The organism is Rhizobium sp. SG570, from assembly GCF_012275345.1.
GTDB lineage: Bacteria > Pseudomonadota > Alphaproteobacteria > Rhizobiales > Rhizobiaceae > Rhizobium > Rhizobium lusitanum.
This window is the reverse complement of record NZ_JAAZQI010000014.1, coordinates 136,775-148,563: the sequence shown is the minus strand read 5'-3', so window position 1 is coordinate 148,563 and position 11,789 is coordinate 136,775. Positions and strand designations below refer to the sequence as shown.

The window sequence follows — 11,789 nt, the reverse complement described above, 5'->3', positions numbered from 1 at the left end:
ACCCCATGCAGCGCTTCCAGTATTATATCGATGGCGAATTTCTGGACGGGGAGGCCCGCTATCCAAGCGTCGATCCGGCCACCGGCCTGATCTGGGCCGAGATGCCGGAGGCGCGCGAAAGCGATGTCGATCGCGCCGTCAATGCCGCCGAAACGGCGCTTTATGACGGACCCTGGGCCAAGACCACGGCGACACAGCGCGGCAAGCTGCTCTATAAGCTCGCCGATCTCGTCGCGGCCAATGCCCAAAAGCTCGCCGAACTGGAAACCCGCGATACCGGCAAGATCATTCGCGAGACCTCAGCGCAGATCGCCTATGTCGCCGATTACTATCGCTACTATGCCGGGCTCGCCGACAAGATCGAGGGATCCTACCTGCCGATCGACAAGCCCGACATGGATGTCTGGCTCCGCCGCGAGCCGATCGGCGTCGTCGCCATGATGGTGCCGTGGAACAGCCAGCTCTTTCTTTCCGCCGTCAAGATCGGCCCGGCATTGGCGGCCGGCTGCACCATGGTCGTCAAGGCATCGGAGGATGGGCCGGCGCCGCTTCTGGAATTTGCCCGTCTCGTTCATGAAGCAGGCTTTCCGGCCGGCGTCGTCAACATCATCACCGGTTTCGGCCCGTCCTGCGGCGCGGCTCTCGGGAGGCATCCGAAAGTCGCGCACGTTGCCTTTACCGGCGGCCCGGAGACGGCGCGCCATGTCGTGCGCAACTCTGCCGAGAACCTTGCTTCGACATCTCTGGAGCTCGGCGGAAAATCGCCCTTCATCGTCTTTGCCGATGCCGATCTTGAAAGCGCCGCCAATGCCCAGGTTGCCGGTATTTTCGCGGCAACGGGACAAAGCTGCGTTGCCGGTTCCCGCCTGATCGTCGAGCGCAGCGTCAAGGATGCTTTCCTGTCCATTCTCAAGCGCAAGGCGGAGGCGATCCGCATCGGCTCGCCGCTCGAAATGGCGACCGAAGTCGGCCCGCTCGCCACGAAGCGGCAGCGGGATCATGTGGCAGCCCTTGTCGAAAAATCCGTCCAGAGCGGCGCGCGTCTCGTCACCGGCGGGCAGAGGCCAGACGGCGAGGGCTATTATTTCCCGCCGACGATCCTCGATTGCGACGCCGTCGCTTCGCCGTCGCTCGCCGAGGAATTCTTCGGCCCGGTTCTCTCCGTCGTCTCCTTCGACACCGAGGCCGAGGCGCTGAAGCTTGCCAACGACACCCGCTATGGACTGGCCTCCGGCGTCTTCACCCAGAATCTCACCCGCGCCCATCGCCTGATGAAAGGCATTCGCGCCGGCGTTGTCTGGGTCAACACCTATCGCGCGGTATCGCCGATCGCGCCTTTCGGCGGCTTCGGTCTTTCCGGGCAGGGCAGGGAAGGCGGGCTGGCGGCGGCGCTCGACTACACGCGCACCAAGACGATCTGGCTGCGCACGTCAGATGATCCGATCCCCGATCCTTTCGTCATGAGGTGACGCCGATGTTCTACGAGATCCGCACCTACAGGCTGAAGAACGGCACGATCCCGCAATATCTCAAGGTCGTCGGGGAGGAGGGGATTGCCATCCAGAAAGCCCATCTCGGCAATCTGGTCGGCTATTTCTATTCGGAGATCGGCACGATCAACGAGATCGTCCACATCTGGGCCTATGCGAGCCTCAACGACCGCGAGGCGCGACGCCAGCGACTGGCTGCCGACCCTGAGTGGCAAGCCTTCCTGCCCAGGATTCGCGATCTGATCGAGGTGGCGGAAAACAAGATTATGAAGCCGGCCAGCTTTTCTCCCGCGGGATGAGCGGGCGGCCGCATAAGGCATGACCTGAAAGACTGCAAAAACAAGGACAAGGGAACATGAAAGCAAAAATTGCACTCGCGGCCTTTGCCGCAATGATGGCCGCATGCCTGCCCGCCAAGGCCGATACCATGGTCTTCACGAGCTGGGGAGGGACGACGCAGGATGCGCAGAAGGTCGCCTGGGCGAACCAATTCACCGAAAAGACCGGCACCGGCGTCATGCAGGACGGCCCGACAGATTACGGCAAGCTGAAAGCCATGGTCGAGGCGGCTCGCGTGACCTGGGACGTGGTCGACGTCGAGGGCGATTACGCCGCACAGGCCGGCAAGAATGGTCTGCTGGAAAAACTGGACTTCTCCGTCATCGACAAATCCAAGCTCGATCCGCGCTTCGTCAGCGACTATTCGGTCGGCAGCTTTTACTATTCCTTCGTGATCGGCTGCAATGCGGATGCCGTCAGTGCCTGCCCGAAGACCTGGGCCGATCTCTTCGACACGAAGAAGTTTCCGGGCAAGCGCACTTTCTACAAGTGGTCGGCGCCCGGCGTGATCGAAGCCGCCTTGCTGGCCGATGGCGTTCCCGCCGACAAGCTCTATCCGCTCGATCTCGATCGCGCCTTCAAGAAGCTCGATACGATCAAGTCTGATATTGTCTGGTGGTCGAGCGGCGCGCAGTCGCAGCAGCTGGTCGCATCGGCGGAAGCGCCGTTCGGCAGCCTGTGGAACGGCCGCATGACCGCGCTCGCCAATAGCGGTGTCAAGACCGAGACGTCGTGGAGCCAGAACATCACGGCAGCCGATTCCCTCGTCATTCCCAAGGGCGCTCCGAACCTGGAAGCGGCGATGAAGTTCATCGCGCTTGCGACGTCCGCACAAGCGCAGGCCGATATGGCGAAGGCGACGGGATATGCCCCGATCAATGTCGGTTCGGCGAAGCTGATGGATCCGGAAACGGCCAAGACCTTGCCGGACCAGCAGACCGCCAGCCAGGTCAATGCCGATATGAATTACTGGGCCGAAAACCGGGATGCCATCGGCAAGAAGTGGTACGCCTGGCAGGCACAGTAAGCTCCAGGGAGCTGTCAACAGCACCGCGGACCGATGTCCGCGGTGCGGCAATACGAGGTGCGGGCCTGCATGGCGGCTATGGCTGCCTGGCGGTGCCCACGGTGGGAAAGGATTGCCATGTCGACATATATGGACGTTGCGGACGAGACCGCACCGACGCGCAAGGCGGCGAGGCCTACCGGCTTTGGACAGGTGGCGCCGGCACTGATCTTCATCGCGATCTTTTTCGCCTTTCCGGTCGTAGCGCTTCTTCTGCGCAGCGTGATGGAGCCGACGCTCGGGCTCGGCAATTATGCCGAGTTGCTCGGATCCGCGACCTATCTGAAGATCTTCGCCAATACTTTCATCGTCTCCGGTCTGGTCACCATCATATCGTTGCTGATCGGCTTTCCCGTCGCCTGGACGCTGGCGATCATGCCTGCGAGACTGGCCTCGCTGGTATTTGCGATCCTGCTGCTGTCGATGTGGACCAATCTGCTTGCCCGTACCTATGCCTGGATGGTGCTGCTGCAGCGGACGGGGCTGATCAACAAGATGCTTGTTGGTATGGGGCTTATCGACAAGCCCCTGGCGCTCGTCAACAACCTGACCGGCGTCACGATTGGCATGACCTATATCATGCTGCCCTTCATCGTCCTGCCGCTCTACGGCGTCATTAAGAAGATCGACCCGGCGGTGCTGCAGGCAGCTGCTCTCTGCGGTGCGAGCCGCTGGCAATGCCTCATCCGTGTTCTGCTCCCCTTAGCCGCTCCCGGCATGATGGCGGGTGCGCTGATGGTTTTCGTCATGTCGCTCGGCTACTACGTCACCCCGTCACTGCTCGGCGGCACGGCGAACATGATGCTGGCGGAACTCATCGCCCAGTTCGTGCAATCCCTCGTCAATTGGGGCATGGGCGGAGCGGCGGCCTTTGTCCTGCTTGTCGTCACGCTGTCGCTCTACGCCGTCCAACTGCGGCTGTTCGGCGTACAGAATACGGGAGGGCGCTGAGATGCTCCTGAATTTCGGCCAGCTCGGCTGGTGGAAGTATGTGCTTCTCACCATCACTGTTCTGACAGCTGCCTTCCTGCTGCTGCCGATCCTGTTCATCGCGGCACTGTCATTCGGCTCGTCGCAATGGTTGATCTTTCCGCCGCCGGGCTGGACCCTGCGCTGGTACGGCGAACTGTTTTCCGATCCGCAATGGCTGGAGTCCGCCTGGACGAGCTTCAGGATCGCGGCGATCGTCACGGTGCTTTCGGTCGTGCTCGGGCTCGTGACGTCGTTCGGCCTCGTGCGCGGCAAGTTCCTGTTTCGCGATGCGCTGAAGGCGCTGTTCCTGACGCCGATGATCCTTCCGGTCGTCGTCTTCGCCGTTGCGCTCTATGCCTTCTTCCTACGGATCGGGCTCGGGGGAACCCTGGTCGGCTTCGTCCTTTCCCACCTCGTCCTGGCCTTGCCTTTTTCCATCCTGTCCATCTCAAGCGCGCTCGAAGGCTTCGACAAGTCCATCGAGGATGCGGCGGTGCTCTGCGGTGCTTCGCCGCTCGACGCAAAGATCAGGGTAACGCTGCCTGCCATAAGCCACGGGCTCTTCTCCGCGGCAGTCTTCTCGTTCCTGACATCCTGGGATGAGGTGGTCGTGGCAATCTTCATGGCGAGCCCGACGTTGCAGACATTGCCGGTCAAGGTCTGGACGACGCTGCGGCAGGACCTCACCCCGGTCGTGGCTGCCGCCTCCACACTTCTCATTCTGTTGACGGTCACTTTGATGGCGCTGGCCGCGATCGTACGCAAGGTTTTGAAATCATGAGCGAATCCTTCCTGAAAATCAAAGGCATCCGCAAGGAGTACGGCCCGGTCGTCGCCGTGCACGATGTCAATCTCGACGTCCGGCGCGGCGAATTCCTGACCTTTCTCGGACCTTCCGGCTCGGGCAAGAGCACGACGCTCTACATATTGGCCGGCTTCGAGAACCCCACCAAGGGCGACATCCTGCTGAACGGACGGACGCTGCTGTCGACGCCTTCGCACAAGCGCAATATCGGCATGGTGTTTCAGCGCTATACACTGTTTCCGCATCTGACCGTGGGCGAAAATATCGCTTTTCCGCTGAAGGTTCGCCGCAAGTCGAAGGCCGAAGTCGATAGCCGGGTGAGGGAAATGCTGCGTCTCGTCAGGCTCGAGGGCTTCGAGGATCGCAAGCCGGCACAGATGTCCGGCGGTCAGCAGCAGCGTGTCGCGCTTGCCAGGGCGCTCGCCTATGATCCGCCGGTGCTTCTGATGGACGAACCGCTGTCGGCGCTCGACAAGAAGCTTCGCGAGGAAATCCAGCACGAGATAAGACGGATCCACCAGCAGACCGAGGTGACGATCCTCTACGTGACCCACGATCAGGAAGAGGCGCTGCGGCTCTCCGATCGCATTGCCGTCTTCTCCAAGGGCGTGATCGACCAGATCGGCACCGGGCCGGAACTCTACGCCAATCCGCGCACCCGCTTCGTCGCCGAATTCATCGGTGACAGCGATTTCATCTCCTGTCATCTGTTGTCATCGGACAATGGACAGGCGACCATTTCACTCGGCGACAAGGCGATCTTCGAGCGCATCCCGGTCCATGGCCAGGCGGCCACCGGCCGCAAGGCCGCGCTGATGCTGAGGCCCGAGCGCATCCGGCTCGGGCGCAGCAACGGGGCGGGCAAGGGCCTCAGCGCCACCGTCAACGACATAACCTTTCTTGGCAACAACGTGCACGTGACGACACAGATTTCAGCCAACGAGACCTTGTCCGTTCGCTTGCCTTTCGGGCATGAGGCCATCTCGGGCCTCAGCCGCGGTGATCATGTCAATCTGGAATTCGACCCGGGCGCTGCTCACGTCTTTTGCTAGAGTTGGCAAACAGCAGCGGCCTTTTACGCCGCTCTTGGCAACAAAGATTTCAGGTTAGCGTCGGCCGCCAGCGCATCGAGTGGCGGCACGACCTGCCTTGCGATCAGCATCTCGCTCAACTTCATGTCCCTGGCGACCCTATTGCCGTAACCCACGCCGCTTGCGGCGACCAGTCTCTGTCCGTCATCGAGATGGAACAGGATGAAGGCGCCGTCGCCCAGGTCTCTTCGGACTACGGTGCGTCCTTCATCGACAAGTCCAGCGATCTGAAGGGTATGATCGAACTGATCGGACCAGAAATAGGGAACGGCATCATAGCCACGCGCAGCGCCCGCCAAGTTCGCCGCGGCAAGAATGCCCTGATCCTGCGCATTACGCCATGCCTCCAGCCGAAGCCGGCGTCCCCCATACAGCGGGTGCGGAAACGAGCAGCAGTCGCCCGCAGCATAGATATCCGCCACCGAAGTCTCGAGGCGCTCGTTGGCCGAGATCCCGTTGTCGACGGCTATGCCCGCCTGTGCGGCGAGCTCGGTGCGCGGCTGCGCGCCGATGCCGACCACGAGCACATCCGCGGTCACCTCGGTCCCATCGGCCAGACGGATGCTCACGCGCCGGTCGTCTGCGTCGATCTCGCTGACCGTTAGGCCGCATTTCACCTCGACCCCGTTGCGACGATGCAGCGAACTGATCGTCTCCGCGATCTGTTCGGGTACGCCGCGCTTGAGAATGCGCTCCTGGGATTCGATCACCGTGACCCTTGCGCCACGGTTGCGCGCCGATGCGGCGACCTCCAGACCAATGAAGCCTCCTCCGAGCACTGCCACATGCATGTCGGCGCTGATCCAGGGGCGAAGAGCAAGCGCGTCGTTGATCGTCCTGAGATAGAGTATGCGCGCGTTGGCTCGCACATTCGGCAATCGCCTGGGCGCGGCGCCCGTCGTCAAAAGCAATCTGTCATAGGCCAACGCACGGCCGTCCGACAGGATCACCTGCTTGCCGGTGGCGTCGATAGCGCTTGCCGACACGCTGCCGATATGCCGGATCGCCCGTTCGCCCAACATGATATCGTTGAGAACGGTCGGCGCCTGCGGCGTTGCCTCGGCGAGCAGCATCTGCTTGGAAAGCGGCGGCCGCTCATAGGGGAGGTGAGCCTCGTCGCCAATGAGGGTAATGGCATGCGGGTAGCCGTTTTCTCGCAAGCTCAGAGCGGCGCGCGCGCCGCATTCGCCCGCGCCGACGATGATGATGCCCGCATCGTTGCTCATGCTCCGATCCCGATCATGACGCGATCGCCCTCCAGCTTCACTGGATAGGTTTTCAGGCCGACGCAGACCGGCGCGCCGCGAGCCTCGCCGGTCTTATAGCTGAAACGGCCATTGTGCTTTGGACATTCGATGGTGTCGTCCATGACAAGCCCCTCGGCCAGGTGGATCTTTTCATGGGTGCAAAGCCCATCGGTCGCGAAATATTCGTCATCCGGGCTTCGATAGATCGCAAAGGTTCGCCCGGCGTGATCGAAGCGGACGACGTCCTCCTGATCGATCTCCTCGGCTGCACACGCATCGATCCATGTCGTCATTTTCTGCCTCCTCGTTACTGTCCGTCGGCGGCTTGCCGCCATGCACAAAAGATATCGTCTCGCTGGAGGAACATTCCGGCCTTGAACCTTGATCGCGCTCAGCTTTCTCCTCCCCCGAGCAATTTCGATCATGCGCGATATGACCCTTCACATTCCACGCCGATCATGATCATTTTTCATCAAGGAGAAGCAGAATGAAGAAACCTCGCTTGGTCGGCCTTGTGGCCGTCGCGCGTTTTCAACGAAAGGGGAAGCGTCAAACCGCAGGCGGCCGAGAACGTAGTGCCGGCGGCCAAGCGGCTGATCCAGAGCCTTATCTTGGCTGACATGATTGGTCATGCCGGAGCCTGCGAAAGGAGGGCCAGCAGGCTCCGGCATTTCCCGCCATCGACGACCTGAGGATCGGCGGCGGGGGGAGAACCTAATGTCGCATATGGAGCACAGCACGCTCTTGGCAAGTCCTTGAGGTCGTTGCCCGGCCTGACTATTCCGGCCGGGCTCGGCCTAGTTCGCCGACCCTGAACGACGCACCTGCTTGTCGGCATATTTCTTCGCCCGTTCCATGAAACGCTTGTTCATGCGGTCCTCTGCCTCCTTCGAGCCGTCGTGGAAGGTGCCGAACCATTTGTCGAGCGGGATGACGCCGTCGGCGTAATTGCACTCGAAGAACTTGTGATGCAGGTAGTGGTCGTAAGCATGCGTGTCGATGGCGGTGTCGTCCGCGATCACGATCTTGTCGAACCCTGCATGGCCCGGCGCTGGCGCAAGAGCTGTATGCGTCAGATGGAAGAGGACATGGATCGGACTGGAGGGCACGATCCAATGGATGAGCACGCCGGAGAAATAGAGGAGATGCTCGATGGGGTGCATCGCCAGACCCGACCATGGCCCGGGATTGACGTTGTTATGATGCAGCTTGTGAACGGCATGATAGAGTGGCGGCCAGTGGATCAGGCGGTGAACGAGGTAGAAATGCAGATCGCGGAATGCCGGGATCAGCAGCATGATCGCCGCGCAATAGACCGGATGTTCGGCAAAATCGACATAGGGAATGATGCCGTTGGCGAAAGCCCATAGGGTCAGGACTTCGAAGGCTGTCCAGATCGGCACGGCACTTGCGAATGTCCAGATCACGTTGTCGACTGTCTGATTGCCGAAGAGAAATGCGGAATTGCCCGTCGACGGCCACTTGGCGTTATATTTGAAGGTCGTTCCCTGCTTCTTTTGCATGTACAGGCGCAGATGAAAGGCGCCGAAGAACAGGAAGACGAGGGCGGCGTTGCGAAGGAGAAGATAGGCAATCCAACCCGGCGCGAAGGTCTTCATCGTTTCCATCGAGGGCGTGGCATAGAGCCATAGCAGCGTGCCGACGATCGCATAGACGGTATTCCAGGGCATCAGATAGCCAGGATAGCCGAAGAACCATTTCAGGAAGGCCATGGGCTGAGCCGGCCAAACAAAAACCGGCGGATATTTGAGGAGCTTGTTGGGTTTCCAGTCTCCTCGCTTGTCGCGCGTGCCGTAAAGTGTGTCGTCCATGGCGTTGCCTCCCAATTGCCGGAAATCATGCATTCAATGTCTCCGACACAGGTGCGGAACGACAGCAGAGATTTGATGAGAATTGATCATGGCCGGCAGCTCGGGGCGGGCTAATGGAGCCGGTTGGCTTCCGAGAGTATTTTGATGAAAAACCATCATGCCGGTGACTGCCGGCGCGTAAATGCATCCGCTTTGCAATGAAACGCAGCGATGATCAAAACCCATCACCGAACGGTCTCGCAAAGACAGCGAATTCATGATCTGTGCAGTCCACTGGTACGGGAGGCATCATGCAGAACATGCTCATCTTTCAGTCGCTCTGGGCCATGGAGCGACGCAGCGCTGTTTATCCGGAGCAGACTCTCGAAGAGAACCTGGAGAGGATCGCCGTCGCTGGCTTCGACGGCATCAGCACCCATTGGTACCACCGCAGTTATGTTCGCCGGGTCGCAGGGCTGCTCAAGCAGAACGGTTTGCAGGCGGAAGGACAATGCTTTCCCAAGACCATCGACGATCTAAAGCCAGCGCTCGAGATCGCCGCCGAATACAATGTGCATCACATCTGTCTGCAACCCGATGTGCGATTGCGCCGCCTGGAGGATTGCGTCCCCCTGCTCGAGGGCTGGCAACGTCTTGGGGAGGAGGCCGGCATCGACGTCCTCATCGAGACGCATCGCGACCGGATGACCACCGATCTGTTCTTCACGCTCGATCTGCTCGATCGCCTGCCGGATTTGCGGCTGCTGGGTGATATCTCGCATTTCCTCGTCGGCCGAGAATTCGCCTGGCCGGTATCGGATGAAAATCATGCGCTCATCCATCAGATACTCGACAATTCATGGGCCTTTCACGGCCGGGTCGCCTCGCGCGAGCAGGTCCAGATCGAAATCTCCTTTGCGCATCATCGGCCCTGGGTCGATCTCTTCCTCGGCTGGTGGGAATACGGCTTCAGAAGCTGGCGAAAGCGCGCCGGCAGCAACGACACTCTCGCCTTTACTTGCGAGCTGGGGCCAAAACCCTATGCGATCACGGGGAGGGACGGGGAGGACACGACCGATCGGTGGGCGGAATCCCTGATGCTCATGCAGGAGGCACGCGACCTCTGGACCAGAACTGCCGGCTGATAATTTCGGGCGGAATACCTGCGATATTCTGCATTCCAGATCAGATCACCCGCTAGAATTCTGCTGCAAACGACACCGGTTTTCGTCGCAAGCATGCACTGGAGAGGAAGTATCGCCGGTTAGAGTCCTCTCAAGGCGTTCGATTTTCACACATTGAGTACCGGCCCAGTTGCTTCGTCTGTGTGTCAAGCGAAACTGGATTGTCATGAATCCGCGCGGGAGTTTGTTCTTCGGTTCGAATACCGATGTCTAGTGCTCCGAAATTTCCAAACGAATGTCTTGGTTGATTGTGTCAGGCGAAAGCCTGGCCGCGCTTTGAGCGCGGGCGTCGCGATCTGCCGGGTTGTAGATTAGTTTCGGAACGGGGGCTTGAATGCGATTCTTGATTGAACGAAATTCGTGCGGTCCGTATTTTAGAAACCCGAACGCAAGCAATATGTGTAATCCTCTGTTTGGGATGGTGGTCTGGGGCATATTGATGAAACTGGCAACAATCTTCGTTCAGCTGGCGAGGGAGCCAAATGTCTTGCAATGTATATGAAATACCGCAGCCTCACGCGATCGGCTCCGAGGAGTTCATACGTTTGCGGGAGCTGTTTGATCGCTCGTTCAAGGCGGCTCGGATAGGTGTATGGGAATGCAGCTTGCCGGATCAAACGCTAAGTTGGACGGATACGGTCTATGAATTCTTTGATCTTGTTCCGCAAGCGCCATTGGCGCGGGACGAAATCGTCAAACTCTACACGCCAGAAACCCGCAAGCTGCTTAACGAGGCCCGCGATAGGGCAATTCGCACAGGTGAAGGCTTTACCCTGGACGCTCAGATAGTTACCGCAAAAGGTAACAACCGATGGATAAGAATAACCGCTTGTGTCGAGTTTGCGAACGGCACTGCCGCAAGAATATTCGGGGTGAAACAGGACATCACTGCCGAGAAGGCTGTGGTCGAGCAGCTTCGTCACTTGGCGGAACGCGATGCGCTCACCGGATTGAGTTCCCGGACTAGGTTTGAAACCTTCCTTAGTGAGATATGCGGAGCCGAGGGCCAAGGGGCGCGAGCCTTGCTCTTGGCGGATCTCGACGGTTTTAAGTCTGTAAATGATACTTTCGGGCATCAGGCCGGGGACGAGTGCCTCAAAGTTGCAAGCAGCAGGCTCTCGCGGGCGGCACCTCAGGCTGACATGATCGCTCGCATAGGCGGGGATGAATTTGCTGTCATCCATCCATGTTCATCGGTCGAAGATCTCGCAAAGATCGCGGCCCGGGTTGTAAAAGGCATGAATTGGACGATCTCAACTCCAACGCAGAACATTCGGATCGCTGCGTCCGTTGGAGCTGCCATAATCCTACCTGGTCAATCGCCCAAAGACATATTTGCGAAAGCGGACCGTGTCTTATACGAGGTAAAATCGGCAGGCAGGAATGGTTTCCGGATCGTGTCACCTTCGCGACCGGCGTTGGAGAGCGCTGAAGCAACCTTGGACAGTAAGGTCTGTTCTGAGGTGACGGCGGGCGGAAGTTGATGCTTCCTGCTGCTTTATGGGCAGCTAGACTCTCTGCTTCTGCTGATGCAGCAGTTTTGGTTTTGAGGGAACCATCAGCTTTCCCAACACATCATTTCGAAACAACGTAACAGCGCCGTGCAAACTTAGGAACGGGAGTTGCCCAAGACGGCCGAACGGATATGCGAACGCGATAAGCCGAGATCATTGAGAACATGATCGTCCAACGTTCCGAGCTCGCGGATGGCTCGGCGATTTTCAGCGAACCGCTTAATTCTATCAAACACTCTCATCGTCATCTCCTTTGACTATGCCTGCCAG

The 11,789-nt window shown here is 59.5% G+C and carries 12 protein-coding genes; 8 read left to right on the top strand and 4 right to left on the bottom strand.

Annotation, left to right across the window (positions count from 1 at the left end):
• Window positions 1-5 precede the first annotated feature (5 nt).
• From FHT28_RS25700 to FHT28_RS25675, 6 genes are all read left to right on the top strand, one after another.
• Entirely contained in the window at window positions 6-1,469 is a 1,464-nt protein-coding gene (locus tag FHT28_RS25700) for an aldehyde dehydrogenase (RefSeq protein WP_168597706.1), read from the top strand.
• A gap of 5 nt (window positions 1,470-1,474) precedes the next feature.
• On the top strand, window positions 1,475-1,789 hold the full coding sequence (locus tag FHT28_RS25695; protein ID WP_168597705.1) for an NIPSNAP family protein: 315 nt from the start codon (window positions 1,475-1,477) through the stop codon (window positions 1,787-1,789).
• 56 nt (window positions 1,790-1,845) lie between these two features.
• The gene (locus FHT28_RS25690) at window positions 1,846-2,856 is read left to right on the top strand and encodes an ABC transporter substrate-binding protein (RefSeq protein WP_037200253.1); all 1,011 of its coding nucleotides are present in this window, start codon (window positions 1,846-1,848) and stop codon (window positions 2,854-2,856) included.
• 117 nt (window positions 2,857-2,973) lie between these two features.
• Entirely contained in the window at window positions 2,974-3,846 is an 873-nt protein-coding gene (locus tag FHT28_RS25685) for an ABC transporter permease (protein ID WP_168597704.1), read from the top strand.
• A 1-nt stretch (window position 3,847) separates the two neighbouring features.
• Window positions 3,848-4,648: an ABC transporter permease gene (locus tag FHT28_RS25680; protein WP_168597703.1), complete on the top strand. Its 801-nt coding sequence runs from the start codon at window positions 3,848-3,850 to the stop codon at window positions 4,646-4,648.
• Window positions 4,645-5,724, top strand: a complete 1,080-nt coding sequence (locus FHT28_RS25675) for an ABC transporter ATP-binding protein (protein WP_037200256.1) — start codon at window positions 4,645-4,647, stop codon at window positions 5,722-5,724. Before FHT28_RS25680 ends, FHT28_RS25675 begins: the two co-directional genes overlap by 4 nt.
• A 23-nt stretch (window positions 5,725-5,747) precedes the next feature.
• Here the strand turns inward: FHT28_RS25675 and FHT28_RS25670 are convergent, their stop codons facing one another.
• The 3 genes from FHT28_RS25670 to FHT28_RS25660 all read right to left on the bottom strand — a co-directional run bounded on the left by FHT28_RS25670 (window position 5,748) and on the right by FHT28_RS25660 (window position 8,842).
• On the bottom strand, window positions 5,748-6,989 hold the full coding sequence (locus tag FHT28_RS25670) for an FAD-dependent oxidoreductase (protein ID WP_168597702.1): 1,242 nt from the start codon (window positions 6,987-6,989) through the stop codon (window positions 5,748-5,750).
• Window positions 6,986-7,303 (bottom strand): MocE family 2Fe-2S type ferredoxin, encoded by a 318-nt coding sequence (locus FHT28_RS25665; RefSeq protein WP_037200259.1) that lies wholly within the window; start codon window positions 7,301-7,303, stop codon window positions 6,986-6,988. The genes FHT28_RS25670 and FHT28_RS25665 overlap by 4 nt, the downstream gene beginning before the upstream one ends.
• Before the next feature lie 504 nt (window positions 7,304-7,807).
• Window positions 7,808-8,842: a sterol desaturase family protein gene (locus FHT28_RS25660; RefSeq protein ID WP_168597701.1), complete on the bottom strand. Its 1,035-nt coding sequence runs from the start codon at window positions 8,840-8,842 to the stop codon at window positions 7,808-7,810.
• A gap of 290 nt (window positions 8,843-9,132) precedes the next feature.
• Here FHT28_RS25660 and FHT28_RS25655 point away from each other — a divergent pair, with 290 nt between their 5' ends.
• Together FHT28_RS25655 and FHT28_RS25650 are read left to right on the top strand one after the other, a co-directional pair.
• Window positions 9,133-9,966 carry a TIM barrel protein gene (locus FHT28_RS25655; RefSeq protein ID WP_168597700.1) on the top strand — a complete coding sequence of 278 codons (834 nt, stop codon included), beginning with the start codon at window positions 9,133-9,135 and terminating at the stop codon, window positions 9,964-9,966.
• Between the two features lie 644 nt (window positions 9,967-10,610).
• Window positions 10,611-11,489, top strand: a complete 879-nt coding sequence (locus tag FHT28_RS25650; protein WP_246704945.1) for a GGDEF domain-containing protein — start codon at window positions 10,611-10,613, stop codon at window positions 11,487-11,489.
• A 125-nt stretch (window positions 11,490-11,614) separates the two neighbouring features.
• Here the strand turns inward: FHT28_RS25650 and FHT28_RS25645 are convergent, their stop codons facing one another.
• Entirely contained in the window at window positions 11,615-11,761 is a 147-nt protein-coding gene (locus tag FHT28_RS25645; protein WP_081938855.1) for a DUF1127 domain-containing protein, read from the bottom strand.
• Window positions 11,762-11,789 lie beyond the last annotated feature (28 nt).

What these genes read in the sequence shown, in the direction of transcription:
- FHT28_RS25700 (WP_168597706.1), top strand. Translation starts at nt 6, where the DNA reads ATGCAGCGCTTCCAGTATTATATCGATGGCGAATTTCTGGACGGGGAG.
- FHT28_RS25695 (WP_168597705.1), top strand. Translation starts at nt 1,475, where the DNA reads ATGTTCTACGAGATCCGCACCTACAGGCTGAAGAACGGCACGATCCCG.
- FHT28_RS25690 (WP_037200253.1), top strand. Translation starts at nt 1,846, where the DNA reads ATGAAAGCAAAAATTGCACTCGCGGCCTTTGCCGCAATGATGGCCGCA.
- FHT28_RS25685 (WP_168597704.1), top strand. Translation starts at nt 2,974, where the DNA reads ATGTCGACATATATGGACGTTGCGGACGAGACCGCACCGACGCGCAAG.
- FHT28_RS25680 (WP_168597703.1), top strand. Translation starts at nt 3,848, where the DNA reads ATGCTCCTGAATTTCGGCCAGCTCGGCTGGTGGAAGTATGTGCTTCTC.
- FHT28_RS25675 (WP_037200256.1), top strand. Translation starts at nt 4,645, where the DNA reads ATGAGCGAATCCTTCCTGAAAATCAAAGGCATCCGCAAGGAGTACGGC.
- FHT28_RS25670 (WP_168597702.1), bottom strand. Translation starts at nt 6,989, where the DNA reads ATGAGCAACGATGCGGGCATCATCATCGTCGGCGCGGGCGAATGCGGC.
- FHT28_RS25665 (WP_037200259.1), bottom strand. Translation starts at nt 7,303, where the DNA reads ATGACGACATGGATCGATGCGTGTGCAGCCGAGGAGATCGATCAGGAG.
- FHT28_RS25660 (WP_168597701.1), bottom strand. Translation starts at nt 8,842, where the DNA reads ATGGACGACACACTTTACGGCACGCGCGACAAGCGAGGAGACTGGAAA.
- FHT28_RS25655 (WP_168597700.1), top strand. Translation starts at nt 9,133, where the DNA reads ATGCAGAACATGCTCATCTTTCAGTCGCTCTGGGCCATGGAGCGACGC.
- FHT28_RS25645 (WP_081938855.1), bottom strand. Translation starts at nt 11,761, where the DNA reads ATGAGAGTGTTTGATAGAATTAAGCGGTTCGCTGAAAATCGCCGAGCC.